This window comes from Micromonospora sp. C81 (assembly GCF_018070425.1).
In the GTDB taxonomy this organism is placed as follows: domain Bacteria; phylum Actinomycetota; class Actinomycetes; order Mycobacteriales; family Micromonosporaceae; genus Micromonospora; species Micromonospora zamorensis.
This window is the reverse complement of the sequence record NZ_JAGPXS010000005.1, coordinates 350,547-374,734: the sequence shown is the minus strand read 5'-3', so window position 1 is coordinate 374,734 and position 24,188 is coordinate 350,547. Positions and strand designations below refer to the sequence as shown.

Here is a 24,188-nt window from a genome sequence, read left to right as displayed (position 1 = left end):
AGGTGGGGGTCGGTGGGTGGGGGTGGGTTGTTGACTTGGGTATTCGCTCGGTGAATAGTTGCGGGCGTGTCCACGTCGCATGTTCTGCTCGGGTTGTTGGCTGCTGGCAGCCGGCACGGCTATGAGCTGAAGCGTGCGCACGACGAGCGGCTGCCCAGGGCTCGACCGCTGGCCTTCGGGCAGGTCTACGCCACCCTTGGCCGCCTGGAACGGGACGGCCTGGTGGTCACCGCCGGGCAGGATCGCGCGGCCGGGCCGGATCGCACGGCGTACGCGCTGACCGATCAGGGGCGGGCCGCGCTCGACCAGTGGCTGACCACTGTGGAACCACCCATGCCGTACGTGGCCAGCACACTCTTCGCCAAGGTCGTGGTGGCGCTCCTGGTCGCCGACGTCGACCGGGCCCGGTCGTACCTGATCGCCCAGCGCGCCGCGCACACCGCACGGCTGCGTGAGCTGACCGCGGTCAAGGCCGACGCGGCCGCCACCCTCAGCGACGTGGTCGCGGCCGACTTCGCGATCGCCCACCTCGACGCGGACCTGCGGTGGCTGCACGCCACTCTGGGCCGGGTCGCCGACTGGCACCGGGAGGTGCATCCGTGACGCAACTCCAGGCTCGCGGCGTGGTTCGGGCGTACGGCCCGACACCCGCGCTGCGCGGCGTGACACTCGACGTGGCCGAGGGTGAGATCGTCGCCGTCACCGGCCCAAGCGGCTGCGGCAAGTCGACCCTGCTGCACTGTCTGGCCGGGATCCTTCGGCCCGACGCCGGCGAGGTCACCTGGCGGGGGCAGCGCATCGACACCTGGTCGGAGGCGGCCAGATCCCGGTTGCGACGCACCGAGTTCGGGGTGCTGTTCCAGTTCGGCCAACTGGTCGCCGAGTTGACCGCGGCGGAGAACGTCGCACTGCCCCTGCTCCTCGCCGGCACGGGGCGGCGAGAGGCACGGACGGCGGCGCTCACCTGGCTGGACCGGTTCGGTGTGGGGGAGGTGGCCGACCTCCGGCCGGGTGAGATGTCCGGTGGTCAACAGCAGCGGTGCGCCACCGCGCGGGCGTTGGTGACCGAGCCGCGGGTGCTCTTCGCCGACGAGCCGACCGGTTCGCTGGACACGCTCGCGGGCGAGCAGGTGCTGACCCATCTGGTCCGGCTCGCCCGTGAGCAGCGCACCGCCGTCGTGCTGATCACCCACGAGCCGCGGATCGCCGCGTACGCCGATCGGGAGATCGTGTTGCGCGACGGCCTGGTGGACCACACGGGCCTGGGGCTCGACGTGCCGCTGGCCGGTGGCGCCCGGTGAGACCGGCGACGCTGGTCCGGCTCGCGCTCGCCGGCAGCCGCACCGACACCGCCCGGGTGGTGCTCACCGCCCTCAGTGCCCTGCTGGCGACCCTGGCGGGGCTCGCGGCGCTGACCGTGTTGGCCATCGAGAAGCCCGCCGGTGACGCCTGGGCCCAGTCGGAGCAGTACCGCAATGCGTTGCTGCGCGAGCCCGGGTTGCGCGGTGGGACGGCGTTCGCGCTGCTCATGCTGATGATTCCGGTGCTGGCGCTGGCCGGCCAGTGCGCGCGGCTCGGCGCGCCGGCGCGGGATCGTCGGCTGGCGGCGATCCGGCTCGCTGGCGCCACCCCCGGCCAGGTCACCCGGTTGGCCGTGCTGGAGACCGGCATGGCCGCTCTGCTCGGCACGTTGGTCGGGCTGGGCGCCTACCTGGTCGGCCGCGAGGTGCTGCACCGGCCGGACGCGCAAGGTCGACTGGCCCTGCCGACCGATGTGCTGCCGTCGCCCGCAGCGGTGGCCGCGGTGGTGCTCGGCCTGCCGGTCGTCGCGGCACTGGCCACCGCCCTGATGCTGCGTACGGTCACCATGAGCCCGCTCGGGGTGAGCCGCAAGGCCGCCCGCGAGCGCGGTCCGGGCCCGTGGGCCGGGCTCCTGATCGGGCTGGGTCTGGCCTCGTTCCTCGCGGTCCGTCCGGCCACCGACCAGCTCAAGGGCAGGGATGAGCTGCTCGGCTGGCTGGTGCCGCTGCTGTTCGCGGTGGGTGCGCTCGCGGCGATGATCGGGGTGGTGATCGGCACCGGCTGGATCTCGTACCACTGCGGGCGGTTGTTGCGTCGGCATGCCCGCCGGCCCGCAGCGCTGCTCGCGGCGGGCCGGCTGATGGCGGACCCGTGGGCGGGCAGCCGCACCTTCGCGGCGCTGCTCGCCGCCCTGATCTTCGGCGGGGGTGCGGCCGCTCAGCGCGCCTACTTCGCCACCGAGGACCAGCTCGACCGGGAGCAGAACCGGCTCGTCGGGGTGGACGCCGGCGCTGACCCCTTCTATCTGTCCACCATGGATCTGGTCGATGCCGCGGTCGCGGTGGCCGTCCTGATCGCGGCGGGTGGGCTGATCGTCGCGCTGGTCGAGGGGATCGTCGCCCGCCGACGCGCCTACGCGGCGTTGGTCGCCACCGGGGTGCCCCGAGCGACGCTGAGCCGTTCGGTGGCCTGGCAGGCGCTGGCCCCGGCGGTGCCGGCGATCCTGCTCGCGCTCACCGTGGGCACGTTGCTCGGCCGAGGGCTCTTCGGGGAGGTGTCGACGGGCGTCTCGTCGACAGAGATCTGCGAGGCCACTGCGGCGCTCTGTGACGACCCGGCCACCCGCGAGCAGTACACCCGGATCGTGTACACCCCCGAGATCCAGCGAGCCGTTGCCGTACCCCTGGAGCACCTGGCCTGGCTCGGTGCCGGGGCTCTGGCGGCGGTGCTGGTGACGGTCGGTGTCGGCCTGCTCTTCCTGCGCGCCAGCACGGCCCTGGACGAGCTGCGCATGACCTGAGCCACCGCGCGTGCAGCCCGGTCAGGCGGTGAGCAGCCCGGAGGAGAGTGCCACCAGCGTGCCCACCACCGCCGAGCAGCAGCAGACCAGGAGGCCGGCGACCACCGCGAGGATCAACCAGACACGGCGATCCCGTGCCACCGCCGCGACGCTCGGCCGGCGCACGCCCTCGGCGGGCCCGCCGTCACCATCCGTGGTCCCGGTCACCCCGGAAGTCTAGGCCCCGACATCGGCCCGGGGCCGGGAACTCCAGGCCGCGCGGCGGTCGCACACGCGGCCCACTCATGATCGCGCCCGATCGTGGAAGTGGCGGCCTCCCCGAGCCGCCGAGGGGACCACTCCCACCATCGAGCGCGATCATGCCGACCCGACGGGTCAGGCGCGGCCGATCCGATCCAGGATCCAGGCGTTGATGAACGCCTCCTCGCGCCACGCGTCGTAGCGACCGCTCGGACCGCCGTGCCCGGCACCCATCTCGGTCTTGAGCAGGTAGTCGCCGCCCGGGGCGACCGCCCGCAGCCGGGCGATCCACTTCGCCGGCTCCGAGTAGAGCACCCGGGTGTCGTTGAGGCTGGTCACCGCGAGGATCGCCGGGTAGTCCACAGCTGTCACGTTCTCGTACGGCGTGTAGGACTTCATGTACGCGTACACCTCGGGGTCCTCCAGTGGGTTGCCCCACTCCTCCCACTCGGTGACGGTCAGCGGCAGCGACGGGTCGAGGATCGAGGTGAGCGCGTCCACGAACGGCACCTGCGCGACGATCCCGGTGAAGGCGTCCGGCGCGAGGTTGGCGACCGCGCCCATCAGCAGGCCGCCGGCCGAGGCTCCCCGCGCGACCAGCCGGTCGCTGGCGGTCCAGCCGGCCTTGACAAGGTGCCGGGCGCAGGCGACGAAGTCGGTGAAGGTGTTCTTCTTGGCCAGCATCTTGCCCTGGTCGTACCAGCGCCGACCCAGCTCACCGCCGCCCCGGGTGTGCGCCACGGCGAAGACCACGCCCCGGTCCAGCAGGGACAGTCGGGCCACCGAGAACCACGGGTCCATGCTGGCCTCGTACGAGCCGTAGCCGTACAGCTCGCACGGTGCCGAGCCGTCCCGGGGTGTGCCCACGCGGCAGACCAGCGAGATCGGCACCCGGGTGCCGTCGTCGGCGAGTGCCCAGTCACGGTGCTGCTCGTACTCGGCCGGGTCGTACGGCCGACCGTCCGGGCCGGGCAGCACCGGCTTCTGCTTGCGCAGCACCATCTGCCGCGTGACCAGGTCGTAGTCGTACACCGAGTCGGGGGTGACCAGCGACGAGTACCGCAGGCGGACCTGCCCGGTGCGGTATTCCGGGTTGGCGTCCAGACCGACGCTGTACAGCGGCTCGGGGAAGTCGATGTCGTACGAGTCGTCGCTGCCCACCGGCAACACCCGCAGCCCGGTGAGCCCGTCGGTGCGCAGCGACACGACCAGGTGGTTGGCGAAGGCGTCCACGGCCTCCAGCCGGGTGCCGGGGGTGTGCTCGATGACCGGCACCCAGTCGCCCGGCGCGTCCGCGGAGGTGAACGCGAGCGCGAAGTCCTCCGCACCGTCGTTGTGCATGATCAGGAAACGGTGGCCGTGGTGCTCCACCGCGTATTCGACGCCCTGGCGGCGGGGTGCGATCACGGCCGGGGCGCCGGTCGGGTTGCCGGCGGGGATGACCAGCACCTCGCTGGTCACCTTGCTGTGGATGTCGATCAGGATGAACTTTTCCGACCGGGTCAGCTCCACGCCGACCCAGAACCGCTCGTCGTCCTCCTGGTGGACCACCACGTCGTCGGCAGCGGCCGAGCCGACGGTGTGCCGCCAGACCCGGTTCGGCCGCCAGGCGTCGTCCACTGTCACGTAGAACAGCACCGAGGCGTCGGTCGACCAGGCGGTGCCGTAGAAGGTGTCGGGCACCTCGTCGGGCAGCAACTCGCCGGTGGTCAGGTCCTTCACGCGCAGGGTGAACCGCTCGTCGCCGGAGAAGTCGGTGGAGTAGGCCAGCCAGCGACCGTCCGGGCTGACGTCGAACGCGCCCAGCGAGAAGAAGTCGTGCCCCTCGGCCAGGAGGTTGCCGTCGAGCAGCACCTCCTCGCCGTCGAGCGGGGCGCCGTCGGCGCTGACCGGCGGCTCGACCTCCCCGTCGCGGACCGCGCGGCGGCAGTGCACCCCGTACTGCTGGCCCTCGACCGTCCGGGTGTAGTACCAGTGCCCGCCCTTGCGGGTCGGCACGGACAGGTCGGTCTCCCTGGTGCGCTGGCGGGTCTCCTCGAACAGCGTCGTGCGCAGCTCGGCCAGGTGCGCCGTGCGCGTGTCCGTGTACGCGTTCTCGGCGGTCAGGTAGGCGATCGTCTCCGGGTCGTCCTTGGCGGCGAGCCAGGCGTACTCGTCGACGACGGTGTCGCCGTGGTGGGTGCGCTCGCTGGGCACCCGCTTCGCCGCGGGCGGGGCAGTCTCGGTGGTCACGGCGGCCACGTTACCGGCCGGCACCCGCTGTACGCCGGACCAGCGGCATCCCGATAGCCCCTACCACGGCTTTCGAACACATGTACGATGAGCGCCATGGCGGCAGCAGCGAGTTCCCTCGGCCGGTCCGGAGCCCTCGAAATCACCCGGCGGTTGGCGGCGATCTGTGGCCCGCCGTTCTCCCGGCCGGGTGGGCCGGCCGACGAGGTGGCGGGGCGGCCGGCGCGGTGGGTGGCGGTGCCGGGCGGCCCGCACGCCGCTGCCGAGGTGCTGCGGCTGGCTGCCGCGCACGACCTGGCGGTGGTGCCCAGAGGCGCCGGCACGAAGATCGACTGGGGTGCCACGCCGGTTCAGGTCGACATCATGCTCGACACCGGCCGGTTGGCCGGCATCGGCCACGAGCCGGTCGGCGCGATGGTGGCCGAGGTGGGCGCCGGCACCCCGCTGCGGGCGGTGCAGGCCACGCTGGAGCGCACCGGGCAGCGGCTGGCGATGGATGCCCCTTCACCCGGCGCGACCCTCGGTGGGGTGCTCGCCGCGGGCGAGGCCGGCCCGCTGCGCCACCGCCACGGCAGCCCGTGCGACCAACTGCTCGGTGTCCGCTACCTCGCCGCCGACGGTGAGCTGGTGAGCGCCGGGGGTGGCGCGCCCGGGCTCGACCTGGCCCGGCTGCTCTGTGGCTCCCAGGGCGCGCTCGGTGTGCTGGTCTCGGCGACCCTGCGGGTGCAGCCGTTGCCGGCCAGCCGACTCTGGGTGTCCCGCCCGGTGTGGACACCGCTGGAGGTGCACGACCTGGTCCGGACGATCCTCGCCGCCCGGCTGGAGCCGTCGGCCATCGAGCTGGACCTGCCCGGAGGCACGCCACGGCCGCGCACCCCGTACCCGCCCGGCCACCCGGCGGCCACCGCCCGGGAGCGCCACCCGTCGATGTCCGGCCGGGCCGGTGCGCCGTCCCGGGCGGGCAGCCTGGTGGTGCTGTTGGAGGGCGGCCCCGCCGACGTCACCGAACGCGCCGAGCGCCTGGTCGGCCTGCTGCACGGGGAGGCGACGATCGCCCACTCCGCGCCGACGTGGTGGCGTCGCTACCCGTTCGCGCCCGGCGACACGGCGCTGCGCCTGGAGGTGCCGATCGGTGACCTGCACGCCGCCGTCTACGCGCTGCGTGACGCGGCCGGTGCACCGGTGCCGGTGCGTGGGTCCGCCGGGCTGGGCGTGGTGCACGCGGCACTGCCCGGCGCGATGGCCCCCGATCGGGTGGCGTCCATCCTGGCCGCCGTCCGAGGGGTGTTGTTGGCCCGGCAGGGTCGTTGCGTGGTGGTCTCCGCGCCGACGGCTGTCCGGAGGTCCGTCGACCTGTGGGGCGAGCTGGCCGGCCTGGCCCAACTGCGGGCCGCCAAGGAGCACCTCGATCCGGAACACCGCCTCGCCCCCGGGCGCCTCCCCGGCGGTCTGTGAGCCCTGCCCGGGTCGGTCAGTCCATCCACCAGCGGTGCATGTCCAGCAGCGGTGGGGTGAAGCGGGCCACCAGCACCAGCAGAGTGCCGACCGCCCCGGTCAACAGCAACGCCCGGGTCGCCCGGGGCAGAGCCTCGCGCTCCCTGGCGACAACTGCCACCGCGACGAGCGCCAGCGGCGGCCCGAGCACCGCTCCGACCAGATAGAGCACCGCAACCGGGGCGTGCAGCCAGAAGAACAGCATGTCCTTCGGGTCGTACGCGCCGGTCAGCATCTCGGCCGGGCCGACGCCAGCGGTCGCCATCCGAACCAGGTAGGACAGCAGCACGGCGAGGAACCCGCCGATGGTCGCCAGTTGCGCGACGACGAGGGCACGGACCGCCGGCCGGGAGTGCGGCGTGGCCTGCGCGACAGTCGACATGAGCGTCAATCTACCGAGCGGCCCCGGAATCCGGCTGCCGCAGACGGCGGTCAGGTCGCGTCGTTGCGGAGCACCAGGATGGCGATGTCGTCCCGGGGTGGCTCGACCGAGAAGTTGATCGCGGCGGAGCGCAGTCGGGCGGCCACCACGTCGGCTGAATATCCGGCCAGGGGCGCGGCGGCGTCCCGCAGGCGGTCGGTGCCGAACAGCTCCCGGCCCCGCCGGCGCTCGGTGACGCCATCGGTGTAGAAGATCAGCGAGTCGCCCGGCGCGAGCGCGATCTTCGCGGTTGGCGAGGTGATCGTGTCGAGCAGGCCGAGTGCGGTGCCACCGGTGCCGACGAACCCCGCGCCGCCCGTACCGGCCAGCAGCACCGGCCGGTCATGTCCGGCCAGGTGCAGCGACACGTCCAGCTGGTCGCCCTCGCCCGGGCCGACCGCCGCCAGCGCCAACGTGCAGTACCGGCCGCCACCCCGCTCGACCAGCGTCTCGTTGAGCCGCGCCAACGCCTCCGGCAGCGGCTTGCCGTCGCCGACGAGGACCCGGATCACGTCCCGGACCAGCCCGGTCACCGCAGCCGCCTGGACACCCTTGCCCGAGACGTCGCCGATCACCACCAGCCAACGCCCGTCGGGCAGCGGCACCACGTCGTAGAAGTCGCCGCCCACCTCGGCGTCGTCGCCGGTCGGGACGTACTCGGCCGCGAAGCCGATCCCGTCCACCAGCGGCAGCACCGGTGGCAACAGGGACTGCTGAAGCGTCTGCGCCACGCGGCGGCGCTCGGCGTGGATCCGGGCGTTCTCGATCGCCAGCGCGGCCCGGCGGGCCACGTCCTCCAACACGGCGACCTCGTCCGGGTCGTGCCGGTGTCGCTGGTGCCGCCCCACCGCCAGGGTGCCGAGCCGCTGCCCGCGGGCGATCAGCGGCACCGCGAAACCCTCCATCGGGCCGCCCAGGGGGATCTGTGCCGCGCTGCGGGACGCCTCGCGCAGGCGAGCCTGGATCGAGTCCGGCCCGGTCTCCGCCAGCACCTTGTGCAGTTGCGGAAGCATCGACTCGTCGGCGTGGCTGGCCGCTGCCAGCCGCAGTCGGCCCCACTCGTCGGTGGTGTGCACCGCGCACCACTGGCCGAGCCGCGGCACCACCAACTGCGGCACCAGCGCCATGGTCAGGTCGACATCCAGCGACTGGGCGAGCAGCTCACTGGCCTCGGCCAGGAACGTCAGCCACACCTGCCGGCGGATGTCGGTCCTGCGCAGCCGGTCGTTCTCCAGGTGCAGCGACAGCCGCTCGGCGGTCAGCACCGCCAACGGCCGGGCGTACGCCGACGGCGCCGCGTCCAGCTCCAGCTCCCCGGCGTACGGGCGGTGCACCGTCAACGGCACCCGGAGCAGGTCGCTGCCGGGGCGGGGCGGCCGACCGAAGCGGGCCAACACCTGGCGGCCCTGCCCGTCGCCCCGGTCGAGGCGGATCGAGCCCCCGGCCGCGCCCACCATCTCGGCGACGCGGCTGAGCAGGTTGGTGGCGAAGTCGGGCAGCGGATCGTCCGCGTACAGGTCGGGGGCGGTCTGCATGAGTTCGCTCATCGCGCTGGCGCTCGGCGTGGACCCGTCCGCGCTGGTGGCAGGCCCGGCGCTGGCCGGGGTCGACCCGCCGGCCGCGGTGCCCTCGGCCGGCGGCTCGGTGCCGGGACGGTCCAGCCGGAACCAGACGCCCTTCCCGGTGGGCAGGTACGTCGTGCCCCAGCGGCTGGCGAAGTGGTCGACCAGCAGCAGGCCCCGGCCCCGCTCGGAGACCTCGTTGATCTCGGTGGAGTCGTTGCGGGCACCGACGGTCAGCTCGTCACCGGAGCCGGGCGCGAAGTCGGAGACGGTGACGGTCAGCCCGATCTCGTCGGCGACGACCTCGATGTCCAACTCGGTGCGCGCGTGCTCCACGGCGTTGGTGGTCAGCTCGGTGGTGAGCAGCAGGGCCTCGTTGGCCAGCTCGTCGAGGTGTGACTCGGTCAACACCGAGCGGACCACGGCGCGGGCGGCGGCCGGCGTACGACGGTCTGCGGGCAGGCGGACACGCCGGACCGCCCCGTCCCGGGCCCCGGCCGTCGCGGGCCCCGCCTTGGCTGACACCCCCGTATCCTCCACCGTCCCCCTGCCGGGTGCCAAGCTGATCACCTTGTCGCGCCTCTCTCCCTGGCGGAGGAAGCGCACGCACCGTATCAACGCTTCCAGTAGAGCAGGGGCCCCCTCCGGCCAGCGCACCCTTCGCCGGTATGCGTCGGTCGGGCGGGTTCGGCACCGCTGCGAGGTCTGCGGCGGGGTGCGCCGGATCGGCCTCCGTCGAGCCGGTCCGGATGGCGATCCGGGCCACCTGGCGGGTCGCGCACCCTGGCACTACGGCTCGCGCGGGCACAATATGGGGTGCCGGTGTGTCCGCACGGACCGGCGCCCCCCGAGTTGAGCGAGGAATGATGACCACGGCGAAGCAGTCGGTGGCGGATCCGTCCGCGCCCGACCACGAGGCGCTCCTCGGTGAGTTGACCGAGGCACTGCGACGGATCGGTCGCGGCGACCTGAAGGTCCGGCTTCCCCGCCGCGCCGGCAAGGCGGGTGAGGTGGCGGACGCCTTCAACGAGGTGGTCTCGCTCCAGGAGCGTCATCACCTGGACCTGCGGCGGATCAGCCGGATCGTCGGTCGCGACGGCCGGCTCACCGAGCGGCTGGACGACGAGGGGCTGGACGGCTCCTGGGCGGAGGGGCAGCGGGCGATCAACTCGCTGATCGACGACCTGGGCCGACCGACCACCGAGATCGCCCGGGTCATCGTGGCGGTCGCGGACGGCGACCTGTCCCAGCACATGGCGTTGGAGATCGACGGCCGGCCGCTGCGCGGTGAGTACCTGCGCATCGGGCGCACCGTGAACACGATGGTCGACCAGTTGTCCTCGTTCTCGAACGAGGTGACCCGGGTGGCACGTGAGGTCGGCACCGAGGGCAAGTTGGGGGGCCAGGCCGACGTTCGGGGCGTCGCCGGCACCTGGAAGGACCTCACCGACTCGGTGAACACCATGGCGTCGAACCTCACCGGCCAGGTGCGGTCGATCTCGCAGGTGGCGACGGCGGTGGCCAAGGGCGACTTGTCGCAGAAGATCACGGTCGGAGCGCGTGGTGAGGTCGCCGAGTTGGCGGCCACGATGAACTACCTCACCGACACGCTGCGGCTCTTCGCCGAGCAGGTGACCCGGGTGGCCCGCGAGGTGGGCACCGAGGGCAAGTTGGGCGGTCAGGCCGAGGTGCCGAACGTGGCCGGCACGTGGAAGGACCTGACCGACAGCGTCAACTCGATGGCGTCGAACCTGACCGCCCAGGTCCGCAACATCGCCCAGGTGTCGACGGCGGTGGCGCGCGGTGACCTGTCGCAGAAGATCACGGTGGCGGCGCAGGGCGAGATCCTGGAGCTGAAGGACACCGTCAACACGATGGTGGACCAGTTGTCGTCGTTCGCTGACGAGGTGACCCGGGTGGCCCGTGAGGTGGGCATCGAGGGCAAGTTGGGCGGTCAGGCCCAGGTGCGGGGCGTCTCCGGCACCTGGCGGGACCTCACCGAGAACGTCAACCAGCTCGCCGGCAACCTGACCAGCCAGGTCCGCAACATCTCCCAGGTCTCCACCGCCGTGGCGAAGGGCGACCTGTCGCAGAAGATCACTGTCGACGCCCAGGGCGAGATCCTGGAGCTGAAGAACACCGTCAACACGATGGTGGACCAGTTGTCGTCGTTCGCCGACGAGGTGACCCGGGTGGCCCGTGAGGTGGGCACCGAGGGCAACCTGGGTGGTCAGGCGCAGGTGAAGGGCGTCAGTGGCACGTGGCGCGACCTCACGGACAACGTGAACTCGATGGCGTCGAACCTGACCAGCCAGGTCCGCAACATCGCCTCGGTGACCACCGCCGTGGCGAAGGGTGACCTGTCGCAGAAGATCACCGTGGACGCGCGGGGCGAGATCCTGGAGCTGAAGTCGACCGTCAACACGATGGTCGACCAGTTGTCGTCGTTCGCCGACGAGGTGACCCGGGTGGCCCGTGAGGTGGGCACCGAGGGCAAGCTCGGCGGCCAGGCCCAGGTGCGTGGCGTCGCCGGCACCTGGCGGGACCTGACCGACAACGTGAACTCGATGGCGTCGAACCTGACCGCCCAGGTCCGCAACATCGCCCAGGTCTCCACGGCGGTGGCGAAGGGTGACCTGTCGCAGAAGATCACGGTGGACGCGCGGGGCGAGATCCTGGAGCTGAAGTCGACTGTCAACACGATGGTCGACCAGTTGTCGTCGTTCGCCGACGAGGTGACCCGGGTGGCCCGCGAGGTGGGCACCGAGGGCAAGCTCGGCGGTCAGGCGCAGGTCAAGGGTGTCAGTGGCACCTGGCGGGACCTGACCGACAACGTGAACTCGATGGCCTCGAACCTGACCAGCCAGGTCCGCAACATCGCCTCGGTGACCACCGCCGTGGCAAAGGGCGACCTGTCGCAGAAGATCACCGTGGACGCCCAGGGCGAGATCCTGGAACTCAAGTCGACTGTCAACACGATGGTCGACCAGCTGTCGTCGTTCGCCGACGAGGTGACCCGGGTCGCCCGTGAGGTCGGCATCGAGGGCAAGCTGGGCGGTCAGGCGCAGGTGAAGGGTGTTTCCGGCACCTGGCGGGACCTCACCGAAAACGTCAACCAGCTCGCCTCGACGCTGACCACGCAGTTGCGGGCCATCGCCCAGGTGTCCACGTCGGTGACCCGGGGTGACCTGACCCAGCGGATCGCCGTCAAGGCGCAGGGCGAGGTCGCCGAGCTGAAGGACAACATCAACCAGATGATCGTCACCCTCCGGGAGACGACCAAGAAGAACGCCGAGCAGGGCTGGTTGGACTCCAACCTGGCCCGCATCGGCGGCCTCTTGCAGGGCCAGCGCGACCTCGGCGAGGTCTGCCGCATGATCATGACGGAGGTGACCCCGCTGGTCGAAGCCCAGCTCGGAGCCTTCTTCCTGGCCGACGACACCGACGGCAGCATGCGACTGCGGCTCACCTCCTCATACGGGTACGTGGCACGGGGCAACGACGTGACCTTCGGGCCGGGCGAGGGGCTGGTCGGGCAGACCGCGCTGTCCCGCCGCACGATCCGGGTCAGCGCCTCCCCGAACAGCCGGCTCACCCTGCGTTCGGGTCTGGCCGAAACGCCCCCGTCCGACCTGGTGGTGCTCCCCGTGCTCTTCGAGGGCGAGCTGCTCGGGGTGATCGAGTTCGCCAGCGTGTCGGCCTTCTCCGACCTGCACCTCGCGTTCCTGGAGCGGCTGGTGCTCACCATCGGCATCGCGGTGAACACCATCCAGGCCAACCGGCGTACGGAGGAGCTGCTGGCCCAGTCGCAGCGGCTGGCGCACGAGATGCAGGAACAGTCGGCGGAGTTGCAGCGCACCAACGCCGAGCTGGAGGAGAAGGCCACTCTGCTCTCCGAGCAGAAGGGCAACATCGAGACGAAGAACCGGGAGATCGAGCTGGCCCGGCTGGGCTTGGAGGAGAAGGCGCAGCAGTTGACCCGCGCCTCGGCCTACAAGTCCGAGTTCCTGGCCAACATGAGCCATGAGCTGCGTACGCCGCTGAACTCGTTGCTGCTGTTGGCCCGCCTGCTGGCGGAGAACTCGGAGCAGAACCTCAGCCCGAAGCAGATCGAGTTCGCCCGGACCATCCACGGGTCCGGCTCGGACCTGCTGCGCCTGATCGACGACATCCTCGACCTGTCCAAGATCGAGGCGGGCCGGATGGACGTCGAGCCGACCGAGATCCGCTTCGCCGAGCTGCGTGGCTACGTCGAGCAGGCGTTCGCGCCGCAGGCCGAGGAGAAGAACCTGGACTTCCAGGTGCGGGTCAGCAAGGATCTGCCGCCGGCGTTGGTGACCGACGCGCAGCGGTTGCAGCAGATCCTGCGCAACCTGCTCTCCAACGCGGTGAAGTTCACCGACAACGGTGCGGTGACGCTGCGGATCGCCCCGGCGGCGGAGAACGCGGTCTTCGACGTGCCGGCGCTGACCAACGCCCAGCAGGTCATCGCGTTCACCGTGATCGACACCGGGATCGGCATCTCCGACGACAAGTTGTCGATCATCTTCGAGGCGTTCCAGCAGGCGGACGGCACGACCAGCCGCCGCTACGGCGGCACCGGCCTGGGCCTGTCGATCAGTCGCGACCTGGCCCGCCTGATCGGCGGCACCATCACCGTGTCGTCCGCGCCCGGTCAGGGGTCGACGTTCACCCTGTTCGTGCCGCAGGTGCTGGCTCCGGACGCGGTGGTCGCGCCCCAGGCTCCGTCTCCGCAGCGCGCCGGTCTGCCGTCGTCGCTGCTGATGCCGCCGCTGGAGCTGTTGTCGGAGCGGCCGGAGGCACCGGCCACCCGCCAGCTGGACGGCGCCACCGTGCTGATCGTGGATGACGACGTCCGCAACGTCTTCGCCTTGACCAGCGCGTTGGAACTGCACGGGATGACCGTGCTGTACTCGGACAACGGGGCGGACGGTGTCCGTCTGCTGGCCGAGCATCCGGAGGTGGACATCGTGCTGATGGACGCCATGATGCCCGACCAGGACGGTTACGAGACGACCCGCCAGATCCGCCGCAACCATCGCTTCGCCGACCTGCCGGTGGTGTTCCTGACCGCGAAGGCGATGCCGGGTGACCGGGAGTCGGCGCTCGCTGCCGGGGGCAGCGACTACATCACCAAGCCGGTCGACCTGGACGACCTGATCGAGCTGATGTCGTCCTGGATCAACGGCAGCCGGACCGAGGAGACTTCGTGACCCAGATGGCCAAGGCGCTGCTCGTGGACGACCGGCGGCAGAATCTGACGGCCCTGGAGGCGATCCTCCAGGGCCTGCCGGTCCAGTCCGTGGCGGTGGAGAGCGGTGAGGCGGCCCTCAAGCAGCTGTTGGTGGACGACTTCGCGGTGATCCTGCTGGACGCGCAGATGCCGGACATGGACGGCTTCGAGACGGCGAGCCACATCAAGCGCCGTGAGCGGACCAGGCACGTGCCGATCATCTTCCTGACGGCCGCTGACCGGGACGCCCAGCTCGCTCTCCGGGGCTACCAGGTGGGCGCGGTGGACTACCTGACGAAGCCGTTCGACCCGTGGGTGCTGCGCGCCAAGGTGTCGGTCTTCGTCGAGCTGTGGGTGAAGACCCGGCAGCTGGCCGCCCAGTCCGACCTGGTCCGGGAGCGCGACACGCAGTGGCGCAGGCTCACCGACGCGGTCGACGAGGCGACCACCCTGCTGCGGTCCGACGACGGAGAGGCCCGTGACCGGGCGGTGAGCATGTTGGAGCAGGCCCGCTGGGGCAACACCGCCTGACGCGGCGGGGCGGGTCGGGTCAGCCGGTGGGCTGGTCGTTGCGGATCATCAGGGCGCTGCGGAGGCCCGTGATGTCCAGGACGCGGATGAGGAAGTCACCCACGTGGGTCAGCATCAGCAGGCTCTGCGCGTGGCTGGCCTTGCGGCTGAGCACGACCAGGGTGCCCAGGCCCTGCGAGTCGCAGAAGGTGACGCCGCCGAGGTCGAGGACGATCTTCGGCGGCGGGTCGGCCAGCACCTCGTTGACCACTGTCGAGAGCTGCGCGGCCGTGAGCATGTCGATCTCACCGGCCAGGCGAAGCACAGCTTCGTCACCCGTCCGGTGTAGCGTGATGGACAGCTCGGCACGATCCACCCGGTCAGCCTAGCGCGATCCGACCGGTCCGGCCTGTTGAGGCCGCGAGCCGTCGCCGTCCAGGCCGAGCCCCCCGCATGTCGACGCTGCTGGCGGGTGCCGGCCACAGGTGAGCCTGGTAACCCCACCGCGGGGTGGCTGCTGGTGGGCCGTTCGTCGCTGACACAATGGCGGCATCGTGACCGACATATTTCCAGCCGGATCCGGCCGCTACCCGGCCGACGCGCCGGCCTCCGAGGCCCTGTTCGACCGCGCCCGCGCCATCGTGCCGGGCGGGGTGAACTCCCCCGTGCGCGCCTTCCAGGCGGTCGGCGGCACGCCGCGTTTCATGGTCCGTGGCGAGGGCCCGTGGCTGTACGACGCCGACGGCCGCCGCTACGTCGACCTGGTCTGCTCCTGGGGTCCGCTGATCCTCGGGCACGCACACCCGGAGGTGGTGGAGGCCGTGCAGGCTGCCGCCGCTCGGGGCACCAGCTTCGGCACTCCCACCCCGGGTGAGGTGGAGCTGGCCGCCGAGCTGGTCGACCGCACCCCGATGGAGCAGGTTCGCCTGGTCAACTCGGGCACCGAGGCCACCATGTCGGCGATCCGGCTGGCTCGTGGCTTCACCGGTCGCTCCAAGATCATCAAGTTCGCTGGTTGCTACCACGGGCATGTCGACGCCCTGCTCGCCGCCGCCGGATCCGGCGTCGCCACCCTGGGCCTGCCCGACTCGCCCGGCGTGACCGGTGCGGCGGCCAGCGAGACCATCGTGCTGCCCTACAACGACATCCGGGCCGTCGAGGAGGCGTTCGCCGCCGAAGGCCCGCACATCGCAGCGGTGATCACCGAGGCGGCAGCCGGCAACATGGGTGTGGTCGCCCCCCGCGACGGCTTCAACCAGCAGCTCGCACGGATCGCGCACGCGCACGGCGCCCTGCTCGTGGTGGACGAGGTGATGACCGGGTTCCGGGTGTCCCGCGCCGGGTGGCACGGCCTCGACGCCTCCGACGCCGACCTGTGGACGTACGGCAAGGTCATGGGTGGCGGCCTGCCCGCCGCCGCCTTCGGCGGGCGTGCGGACATCATGGCGCGACTCGCCCCGGCCGGCCCGGTCTACCAGGCCGGCACGCTCTCCGGTAACCCCCTCGCGTGCGCCGCCGGCCTGGCCACGCTGCGACTCGCGGACGAGTCGCTCTACCGCAAGCTCGACGACATGGCCGCCGTCGTGGGCAAGCTGGCGTCCGACGCGCTGGGCGCCGCCGGGGTCCCACACCGACTGTCGTACGCGGGCAGCATGTTCTCGATCTTCTTCACGGACGCCGACGTGATCGACTACGACAGCGCCCGCACTCAGCAAGTGCCGGCGTTCAAGGCGTTCTTCCACGCGATGCTCGCCGCCGGCGTCTACCTGCCGCCGAGCGCGTTCGAGTCATGGTTCGTGTCGGCGGCGATCGACGACGTCGCTCTGGAGCACATCGCCGACGCGCTGCCGACGGCGGCGAACGCGGCGGCAGCGGCTGGCCACGGGGGGTAGTGAGCGGTGAGCAAGACGGTGGTCCACGTGCTCCGGCACGGCGAGGTGTACAACCCCGACCAGATTCTCTACGGTCGGCTGCCCGGTTTCCGCCTCTCTGAGCTGGGCGTGCAGATGGCCAAGGCCGCTGCGGAGGGCCTGGCCGAGCGAGAGATCGTGCACGTGGTGGCCAGCCCGCTGGAACGCGCGCAGCAGACCGCCGAGCCGATCGCGGCCCAGTTCGGGCTCCCGGTCGGGGTGGACGAGCGGCTGATCGAGAGCGCCAACTGGTTCGAGGGCAAGAAGGTGTCGCCGGGCGACGGGTCGTTCCGTGACCCGCGCAACTGGTGGGTGCTGCGCGACCCGATGACCCCGTCCTGGGGCGAGGCCTACCGGGTGATCGCCGAGCGGATGTTCGCCGCCGTGCAGGCCGCCCGGGTCGCCGCCGAGGGGCGCGAGGCGGTGCTGGTGTCGCACCAGCTCCCCATCTGGACGCTGCGCCGCTACGTCGAGCGCAAGCGGCTCTGGCACGACCCGCGCAAGCGGCAGTGTGGGCTGGCGAGCCTCACCTCGTTCCACTTCGACGACGCGAAGGTGGTGGGCATCGGCTACAGCGAGCCGGCCGCGCACCTGATCGCTCTCTCCGCGACCGCCCGGACGGCCAAGGGGGCCTGATGAACGCCCGGAGGTGGACCGCCGGTCTGCTCGCCGCCGTCGCCGCGGTGGCGCTGGTCGGCTGCACGTCGAAGGGGCAGGAGAAGACCTGCACGACCACCACCGACGGGATCTTCGAGTGCGCACCGGACCAGCGCTCCGCACCCCCGAAGGTCGCCGGTGAGCTGCTGCTCGGCGGCACCTACGACGTCAGCCAGGCTCGCGGGCAGGTGGTCGTGGTCAACTTCTGGGGTTCCTGGTGCGCGCCGTGCCGTGCCGAGGCGGACGACCTGGAAGCCGTCTACCAGGCCACCAAGGGTTCCGGGGTGAGCTTCCTCGGCATCAACGTCCAGGATTCGCGGGACAAGGCCAAGGCGTTCGAGAAGGGCCGGGTCACCTATCCGAGCCTGTTCGACCCGTCGAGCAAGACGGCACTCGCGCTGGACATCCCGCCGAACAGCGTGCCGGCGACGGTGGTGCTCGACCGGGACGGTCGGATCGCCGCGGTGATCCGGGCCGCCGTCAAGCAGGAGGGCCTGCAACCGATCGTCGAGCGGATCGCCGCTGAGAAACCGGCGCCCAACTGATGGGCGAGACCTTCCGGGAGCTGGCCCTGAGCGGGCCGCTGCTGCTCGCCATCGGCGCGGCGGCGCTCGCCGGCCTGGTCAGCTTCCTCTCCCCGTGCGTGCTCCCACTCGTTCCCGGCTACCTCTCGTACGTCACCGGCCTGGCCGGTTCCGACCTCGAAGGCCGTGCACGGCAGGGCACCTCGTCGACCCCTGCGGAAGCGGCCGAGGCCGGTGACCGCGGAGGCGTCGCGGTCCGGGAGCGGATCGCGCGGGCCGGTGCCGTCAAGGGCCGGGTGCTCGCGGGCACGCTGCTCTTCATCGCCGGCTTCACCGCCGTCTTCGTCGCCACGGCGATCCTGTTCGCCGGCATCGGCCAGATCTTCTTCGAGTACGAGCGGCAGCTCGAAATCGTCGTCGGCGCGTTGATCATCGTGCTCGGGTTCGGCTACCTCGGGATGATCCCCGCCCTGCAACGGGAGTTCCGCATCTCCCGGCTGCCGTCGGCCGGGCTGCTCGGCGCACCGGTCTTCGGCGCGGTCTTCGCACTCAGCTGGGTGCCCTGCACGGGCCCTACCCTCGGCGCCGTGATGGGCATGGCCACCGCCTCCGGGCAGAGCGACCGTGCCGTGGTGCTCGCCGTGGCGTACTGCCTCGGGTTGGGGATACCGTTCATCGTCTTCGGGCTGGGCTTCCAACGCCTGCTCGGGGTCTTCCGCGCCGTTCGGCGCAACAGCCGCTGGGTCACCCGGGTCGGCGGCGCCCTGCTCATCCTGATCGGCCTCGCGCTGGTCACCGGCGGATGGCAGAGCTTCGTGATCTGGTTGCAGACCACCGTCGGGGTGGGCGAGGTGAGCATCTGATGACGGTCGTCGACGACCGGCCGGAAACCGTGGCGCCAGCGCCACGCCGTCGGCCGAACCGCCTCCTGGCGCTGCTGCGCAACTCGTGGCGGCAGTTGACCAGCATGCGTACGGCGCTGATCCTGCTCTTCCTGCTCGCGATCGCGGCCATCCCCGGCTCGGTGCTGCCGCAGCGCGGGATCAGCCCGGAGAAGGTCAACGAGTACTTCGTCGACCACCCGGAATGGGCCCCCCGACTGGACCGCATCGGCGCCTTCGAGGTCTTCGGCTCGGTCTGGTTCTCCGCGATCTACCTGCTGCTGTTCACCTCCCTGATCGGCTGCATCACGCCCCGACTGCGGGACCACATCCGGGCGTTGCGGTCCCGCCCGCCGGCCGCGCCGAAGCGGATGGCGCGGCTGCCGCAGCACACCGTGCTGCCCGCCCCGCCCGGCGGCGCGACGGCGATCGCCGAGGTGCTGCGCAAGCGTCGCTGGCGGGTGGAGGTCCGTGGCGACGAGGTCTCCGCCGAGAAGGGCTACCTCAAGGAGACCGGCAACCTGCTGTTCCACACGTCGTTGATCGCGGTGCTGATCAGCGTCGCCCTCGGCTCGTGGTACGGCTGGAGCGGCAACCGACTGCTGGTGGCGGGCGCGGACAACGCGTTCTGCAACACCCGGCAGCAGTACGCCGAAGCGAAGCTCGGCCCCCAGGTGGACAGCGCCGACCTGCCCCGCTTCTGCCTGCGGCTGGACGACTTCGAGGCCCGCTTCCTGCCTTCCGGTCAGCCGGAGTTCTTCAATGCCACGGTCACCGTCGACGGCCCGGACGAGCCGACCCGCAGCGCCGACTTCTCGGTGAACTCGCCGCTGCGCCTCGCCGACGCGAGCGTCTACCTGCTCGGCCACGGGTACGCCCCGGTGATCCGCTACACCGACCGGTTCGGCAACAGCCAGATCAGCGACGAACCGTTCCTCACCACCGGCGACATGGGGCTGACGAGTGAAGGGCTGGCCGCCTTCCCGGACGCGAACGTCGACCCGTCCACCGGCCAGCGCGCACCGGACGAGCAGATGGCGTTCACCGGCATCTACCTGCCCACCGCACCCGAGCAGGCGCCGTTCGTCCGCTCGGAATACCCGACCGAGCGCAACCCGGCACTGAACCTGGTCGCCTACCGGGGCAACCTCGGCCTGGACGCCGGCATCCCCAGCTCGGTCTACCAACTCGACCAGCGGCAGGTGCGGACCGGCAAGGTCCAGGAGGTCGGCACCAAGCTGCTCCGCAAGGGCGAGACCTGGAAGCTGGACGACGGCACCACTGTCGAGTTCCTGGGCACCGAGCGGTACGTCACCCTCTCCATCCGACACGACCCCGGCGCGACGCCACTGCTGATCAGCTGCGGCTTCCTGCTGGCCGGCCTGATGGGCTCGCTGTTCGGGCGACGCCGCCGGGTGTTCTTCCGGGTGGTGCCGGCCGACCCGGCGGAAGGATCTCCGACGGGCGGTAGTAGCTTGATGGAGGCCGGTGGGTTGCCGCGCACCGACTATCCAGGGTTCGCCGACGAGTTCGCCCAGCTCATCGCCGAGGTCAACGGCGACGAACGGGCGGCTGAGCGGGCCAGCACGGGCGCTGACTCCAGTGACCGGGCCGGCGTGCGAGAAGGAGCCGAGTGATGTCCGCACTCTCCGACAATCTGGTGACCTTCGCCATCCTGGCGTACCTGGTCGCGATGATCGGTCACGCCGTGGAGTACGCGTTGGGCAACGCGCGTACCCGGGTCGCCGCTGCGGCTCCGGTGCGCGAGCTGGTGGGTGCCGGCGGCGGCATCGTGCCGACGCCGCCCGCGCCCGTACCGTCGCAGCCCGGGGCCGACCGCTCCGCGCGACGGGCCCGCCTCGCCGGCCTGATCGGGGTGGGCGCCACCGCGGTCGCCGCCGTGCTGCACCTGGCGGCGCTGGTCACTCGTGGCCTCGCGGCCGACCGGATGCCGTGGGGCAACATGTACGAGTTCGTGCTCACGGTGACGTTCATCGGGGTCGCGGCCTGGCTGGTGGTGCTCTGGAAGCGGCCGTCGCTGCGCAAGCTCGGGCTGTTCCTCACGCTGGTGATGGTGCTGCTGGTCGCTACCGCCGAGCTGGTGCTGTACGTGCCGATCGTGCCGCTGGTGCCGGCACTGAACTCGTACTGGTTCGTCATCCACGTCTCGACCATCGTGTTCGCGTCCGGCATCTTCCTGTTCGGTGCGGTGCCGGCGGTCGGCTTCCTGATGCGCAACGGGTACGAGAGCGGCAAGCGGAGCTTCCCGTACACCCTGGCCAAGCGGCTGCCCGCCGCGGCCGGGCTGGAGCGGTTGACCTTCACGCTGCACGCCTTCGCCTTCCCGATCTTCACCTTCGCGGTGATCGCCGGTGCCATCTGGGCCGAGGCGGCCTGGGGTCGGCCGTGGGGCTGGGACCCGAAGGAGACCTGGGCGTTCATCTCCTGGGTGGTGTACGCCGGTTACCTGCACGCCCGGGCCACGCCCAGCGTCAAGCGCAACGTGGCCACCTGGCTCGCGGTGCTCGGCTTCCTCACCATGCTGATGAACCTGTTCGGCGTGAACATCTTCTTCACCGGCCTGCACTCGTACGGTGGGCTGGACTGACCCTGGCAACACGATGCGGGCCGGCCACTGATTCGTCAGTGACCGGCCCGCGTCGTTCAAACGGCTTCGGTCAGCTCACCGTGACCGGGGCGATGTCGTTGCCCGGGTTGTCGTCCACCCGCGGGTAGCGGCTCGCCGGCTGGACCATCCCGGCGGACCCGCCGAGGCTGTCGATCCGTAGGTCGAAGGTGGCCGTCGTGCTGGTCCCGGCGGGGAACACGGCTCCAGGGCCGTTGCAGCGCCAGAACTTTGGGGTCGCTACGCCGTCCTCCTCCTCGCCGCCATATGACGCGCACCCCGGCGGGTCGGCCAGCACGGTCACCCCGGTGGGTGGGGTGAAGAAGAACGCGCCAACGGTGTCGCCGGAGTTCGTGCCGTCCGGCACACCCGGGCCCTCGTTACGGATGCCCACGGTGACCTGGACGGTGTCGCCGACGGCACCAGTCACGGTCGCGCCCTGGGCGACGATGTCGAAGGCGCTCTGGACCTCCCACAGATAGGTCTGACCGCCGGCGCCGTTCACCTCGACCGGAATCACGCCGAGCGGCGTACCGACCGCCCGCAGCCGCAGCGCCTGGTCGGCGTCACGGCTCTTGAGCTTCACGTTGGTCGGGAGCGGACCGGCGCTGGCCAGCGGCTCCACGAACTGGGTGATCCGCTTGTCCCCGAGGGTGGCCGGGCCGACATTGGTGGGAAACCCGCCCCGCAGCTCGTGCCGCTGGCCGGGCGCGAACGTGCCCCGCACGGTGCAGACGACAACGGTGGCGAGCACCTGGTCGGTGCCGTACCGGCAGTTGCGGTAGCTGGCCGGCACGAGGCCCACCGAGAAGCGCATGGTGAGCCGCAGGTCCACGGCCGGCTGGTCACCGGCATTGACCACGGCCACCTTGAGGGGGAGCGTGTCGCCCACCTCGACGCCGGTCAGGTATTCGTCGACCATGTCGAGCAGGTCGGGCCCGGACCGCACGGTGACCGTCGCCTGCTGGGTGTACGCCTCGGTCTGCTCGCCGAACGCCGTGTAGTCGAGGGTGCCCGTCGCGCCGTCCACGGCGCCGGGAGCGGCCCGGAACACCACCGGCACGGTGCCGGTGAGCGTGCCGAACTCCTCGACGGCCGTCGGCGGCATCGGGCAGGTCACAGAGGCGCCCTCGGTGACACAGAAGTCGGGAAAGCTCGCGGTGGCGACGCCGGCCAGGCCGGTCAGGTCGATGGTCACCCGAGGCTGGGTGGCTCCGGTGCTGGTCAGGGTCAACGGCACCGTGCGGCCGGGAGCGCCGGCCGCGCCGAGCGTCACGTCGCCCAGCCAGCCATTGACCCAACCCGGGTCGTCCTCGGCCGAGGCGGGCGTTGACGCCGCGCCGATCATCGCCGTCGCGAGGACCAGCGTGGTCAGCCCGTGCACAAGCCTGCCACGCGTAACGCGCACAGATCTCATCGATCTCCTTGGTGGGGGATGAGCCGACCGGAAGAAGCCAGGTTTGCGGCACCCCGACCCGATCGGCATCCATGATCTTAGAGATCACCTGTGACAGTTCTCGATCGGTCGACCAGGTCGCGATCTTCGTCGAAACCGGATTCGGTCGGTGCCTGCCGCGCCGGTCGCCAGGCCCGCAACGTCCGCTCGACCTGGACGGTGACCTGGTAGGACACCTCCGGTAGGTCGGCCAGCTCGATCTGTTCACCACGCAGCGCCAGTTGGGCGTGCAGTTCCCGGGCGATGGTGTCGCGAAGCGCGACCAGCAGGGGCGACAACCCGTCCGGGTCGCCGACGACATAGGCGTCCGACATGCCCACCACCCTGCACCCGGCTCCCGCCGTTCCGCCACTCCGCCACTCCGCCACCGAGACCGCCTCGTTGATCCACTCGGTTTCCGTGAAATCGGGCTGTCCCAGCGGCGGGAGGCCCCGACTTCCTGAAAGTCGAGTGGATCTAGGCCGCTCCGCCGAACCAGCCCGGCATGTCGAGGCGGAACCAGTTTGCCGAGGCCATCGTGCGGAGGTCGTCTTCCATGGCGGTGACCCGGTCCGGGCCGAGGGTTTCGGACCACTGTGCGCGCAGCCGGTCGAAGATCTCGGCGGAGCGGCGTAGCCCGTCGGCGCCGTGCGGTGTCACCCGGACCAGTCGGCGTCGGGCGTCGGAGGGATCGTCGGCCCGCTCCAGGTAGCCGACGGCGACCAGCCGGTCGATCGTCTTGCCGGCGGCCTGTTTGGAGATGCCCAGTCGCTGGCCCAGCTCCGTGGCGGTGGTGCCGTCCGCGCCGACGGCCTGGAGCACGAACCCGTGCAGCGGCCGCAGCTCCGGATGCCCCTCCCGGGCCAGTTCGGCGTGCAGGTCGTCGATCAGCGTCCGGAAGCCCGCCAGCAGCAGCAGTGGCAGGTGGAACCCGGGGCGCGCGGGATCAGCGGTTGCCATGTTCGTCAACCACGTTTACTATTTCGTCAACCACGTTGACTATCTTACGGGATGCAGCACTGACCCTCCCGACCGACGCTGCCGAAAGCAGGTAACCATGCCCGTCTTCACCGCTCACACCGCCGAGACCGTGCCCGCTGCCGCCCGCCGAGCCATCGAGGGCGTACGCGGCCGGTTCGGCTGGCTGCCCACCCCGGTGGCGCTGATGGCCGACTCTCCACAGTTGCTCACCGGCTTCCTCGCCACCAGCGCGGGCTTCGAGCAGACCGACCTCGCCCCGCTGGAGCGGGAGGTGGTCATCCTGACGGTCTCCACCACCAACGAGTGCCACTTCTGCGTCGCCCTGCACACCGGCAAGCTCACCCAGATCGGAGCGACCACCGAGCTGATCACCGCACTGCGTGCCGGCTCGGCGCTGCCCGAACCGCGGCTGGAGGCGCTGCGCCGGTTCACGCTGGCCGTGCTCGACCACCGGGGCGCGGTGCCCGACAACGAGTTGCACGAGTTCCTGACCGCTGGCTACCAGCCCCGGCACGCGCTGGACGTGGTGCTCGGCGTCGGCGCGTACACGATGTCCACCTTCGCCAACCGGCTCACCCAGGCACCGCTCGACCCACCGCTGGCCGCCCACGCCTGGACGCCCGCCGCCTGACCGGGGGCG

The 24,188-nt window shown here is 71.3% G+C and carries 21 protein-coding genes; 13 read left to right on the top strand and 8 right to left on the bottom strand.

The window, feature by feature from the left end; translation table 11 throughout:
* Window positions 1-66 precede the first annotated feature (66 nt).
* From KBX46_RS12650 to KBX46_RS12640, 3 genes are read left to right on the top strand one after another with little or no spacing between them, the layout of a single operon-like run.
* Window positions 67-603: a PadR family transcriptional regulator gene (locus tag KBX46_RS12650; protein ID WP_210792607.1), complete on the top strand. Its 537-nt coding sequence runs from the start codon at window positions 67-69 to the stop codon at window positions 601-603.
* Window positions 600-1,301: an ABC transporter ATP-binding protein gene (locus KBX46_RS12645; protein WP_141907559.1), complete on the top strand. Its 702-nt coding sequence runs from the start codon at window positions 600-602 to the stop codon at window positions 1,299-1,301. Before KBX46_RS12650 ends, KBX46_RS12645 begins: the two co-directional genes overlap by 4 nt.
* A complete protein-coding gene (locus tag KBX46_RS12640; protein WP_210792606.1) occupies window positions 1,298-2,821 on the top strand; it encodes an FtsX-like permease family protein in 1,524 nt (507 codons plus the stop codon). Before KBX46_RS12645 ends, KBX46_RS12640 begins: the two co-directional genes overlap by 4 nt.
* 21 nt (window positions 2,822-2,842) lie before the next feature.
* Here the strand turns inward: KBX46_RS12640 and KBX46_RS12635 are convergent, their stop codons facing one another.
* Entirely contained in the window at window positions 2,843-3,028 is a 186-nt protein-coding gene (locus KBX46_RS12635; protein ID WP_210792628.1) for a hypothetical protein, read from the bottom strand.
* A gap of 168 nt (window positions 3,029-3,196) precedes the next feature.
* Window positions 3,197-5,293 carry a S9 family peptidase gene (locus KBX46_RS12630; protein WP_210792605.1) on the bottom strand — a complete coding sequence of 699 codons (2,097 nt, stop codon included), beginning with the start codon at window positions 5,291-5,293 and terminating at the stop codon, window positions 3,197-3,199.
* Window positions 5,294-5,389: 96 nt separating this feature from the next.
* On the opposite strand from KBX46_RS12630, the gene KBX46_RS12625 reads away from it, so the two are divergent.
* The gene (locus tag KBX46_RS12625) at window positions 5,390-6,748 is read left to right on the top strand and encodes an FAD-binding oxidoreductase (protein WP_099849824.1); all 1,359 of its coding nucleotides are present in this window, start codon (window positions 5,390-5,392) and stop codon (window positions 6,746-6,748) included.
* A 16-nt stretch (window positions 6,749-6,764) separates the two neighbouring features.
* Here the strand turns inward: KBX46_RS12625 and KBX46_RS12620 are convergent, their stop codons facing one another.
* A complete protein-coding gene (locus KBX46_RS12620; RefSeq protein WP_210792604.1) occupies window positions 6,765-7,169 on the bottom strand; it encodes a hypothetical protein in 405 nt (134 codons plus the stop codon).
* A gap of 50 nt (window positions 7,170-7,219) precedes the next feature.
* The gene (locus KBX46_RS12615; protein WP_141907563.1) at window positions 7,220-9,295 is read right to left on the bottom strand and encodes a SpoIIE family protein phosphatase; all 2,076 of its coding nucleotides are present in this window, start codon (window positions 9,293-9,295) and stop codon (window positions 7,220-7,222) included.
* Window positions 9,296-9,636: 341 nt separating this feature from the next.
* On the opposite strand from KBX46_RS12615, the gene KBX46_RS12610 reads away from it, so the two are divergent.
* Both KBX46_RS12610 and KBX46_RS12605 read left to right on the top strand, forming a co-directional pair.
* On the top strand, window positions 9,637-14,004 hold the full coding sequence (locus tag KBX46_RS12610) for a HAMP domain-containing protein (RefSeq protein ID WP_088952140.1): 4,368 nt from the start codon (window positions 9,637-9,639) through the stop codon (window positions 14,002-14,004).
* On the top strand, window positions 14,001-14,555 hold the full coding sequence (locus KBX46_RS12605) for a two-component system response regulator (RefSeq protein ID WP_099849829.1): 555 nt from the start codon (window positions 14,001-14,003) through the stop codon (window positions 14,553-14,555). The genes KBX46_RS12610 and KBX46_RS12605 overlap by 4 nt, the downstream gene beginning before the upstream one ends.
* A 19-nt stretch (window positions 14,556-14,574) precedes the next feature.
* Here the strand turns inward: KBX46_RS12605 and KBX46_RS12600 are convergent, their stop codons facing one another.
* Complete coding sequence (locus tag KBX46_RS12600) at window positions 14,575-14,910, bottom strand: STAS domain-containing protein (protein ID WP_088951070.1); 336 nt, start codon at window positions 14,908-14,910, stop codon at window positions 14,575-14,577.
* A gap of 178 nt (window positions 14,911-15,088) precedes the next feature.
* On the opposite strand from KBX46_RS12600, the gene hemL reads away from it, so the two are divergent.
* The 6 genes from hemL to ccsB are packed head-to-tail and all read left to right on the top strand — an operon-like array spanning window position 15,089 to window position 21,114.
* Window positions 15,089-16,426 (top strand): glutamate-1-semialdehyde 2,1-aminomutase, encoded by a 1,338-nt coding sequence (hemL, locus tag KBX46_RS12595; protein WP_210792603.1) that lies wholly within the window; start codon window positions 15,089-15,091, stop codon window positions 16,424-16,426.
* Window positions 16,427-16,432: 6 nt separating this feature from the next.
* Entirely contained in the window at window positions 16,433-17,080 is a 648-nt protein-coding gene (locus KBX46_RS12590) for a histidine phosphatase family protein (RefSeq protein ID WP_099849835.1), read from the top strand.
* Window positions 17,080-17,646 carry a TlpA disulfide reductase family protein gene (locus tag KBX46_RS12585; protein WP_088951073.1) on the top strand — a complete coding sequence of 189 codons (567 nt, stop codon included), beginning with the start codon at window positions 17,080-17,082 and terminating at the stop codon, window positions 17,644-17,646. Before KBX46_RS12590 ends, KBX46_RS12585 begins: the two co-directional genes overlap by 1 nt.
* Window positions 17,646-18,488 carry a cytochrome c biogenesis CcdA family protein gene (locus KBX46_RS12580; protein ID WP_210792602.1) on the top strand — a complete coding sequence of 281 codons (843 nt, stop codon included), beginning with the start codon at window positions 17,646-17,648 and terminating at the stop codon, window positions 18,486-18,488. Before KBX46_RS12585 ends, KBX46_RS12580 begins: the two co-directional genes overlap by 1 nt.
* Window positions 18,488-20,143: a cytochrome c biogenesis protein ResB gene (locus tag KBX46_RS12575; RefSeq protein ID WP_210792601.1), complete on the top strand. Its 1,656-nt coding sequence runs from the start codon at window positions 18,488-18,490 to the stop codon at window positions 20,141-20,143. The genes KBX46_RS12580 and KBX46_RS12575 overlap by 1 nt, the downstream gene beginning before the upstream one ends.
* Window positions 20,143-21,114 (top strand): c-type cytochrome biogenesis protein CcsB, encoded by a 972-nt coding sequence (gene ccsB, locus KBX46_RS12570; RefSeq protein WP_210792600.1) that lies wholly within the window; start codon window positions 20,143-20,145, stop codon window positions 21,112-21,114. The genes KBX46_RS12575 and ccsB overlap by 1 nt, the downstream gene beginning before the upstream one ends.
* A 70-nt stretch (window positions 21,115-21,184) precedes the next feature.
* Here the strand turns inward: ccsB and KBX46_RS12565 are convergent, their stop codons facing one another.
* The 3 genes from KBX46_RS12565 to KBX46_RS12555 all read right to left on the bottom strand — a co-directional run bounded on the left by KBX46_RS12565 (window position 21,185) and on the right by KBX46_RS12555 (window position 23,527).
* Window positions 21,185-22,549 carry a hypothetical protein gene (locus KBX46_RS12565; RefSeq protein ID WP_210792599.1) on the bottom strand — a complete coding sequence of 455 codons (1,365 nt, stop codon included), beginning with the start codon at window positions 22,547-22,549 and terminating at the stop codon, window positions 21,185-21,187.
* Window positions 22,550-22,626: 77 nt separating this feature from the next.
* Entirely contained in the window at window positions 22,627-22,902 is a 276-nt protein-coding gene (locus KBX46_RS12560; protein ID WP_210792598.1) for a hypothetical protein, read from the bottom strand.
* Window positions 22,903-23,044: 142 nt separating this feature from the next.
* A complete protein-coding gene (locus KBX46_RS12555) occupies window positions 23,045-23,527 on the bottom strand; it encodes a MarR family winged helix-turn-helix transcriptional regulator (protein ID WP_210792597.1) in 483 nt (160 codons plus the stop codon).
* Between the two features lie 97 nt (window positions 23,528-23,624).
* Here KBX46_RS12555 and KBX46_RS12550 point away from each other — a divergent pair, with 97 nt between their 5' ends.
* Window positions 23,625-24,179: a carboxymuconolactone decarboxylase family protein gene (locus KBX46_RS12550; protein ID WP_210792596.1), complete on the top strand. Its 555-nt coding sequence runs from the start codon at window positions 23,625-23,627 to the stop codon at window positions 24,177-24,179.
* The last annotated feature ends 9 nt before the right edge of the window (window positions 24,180-24,188 follow it).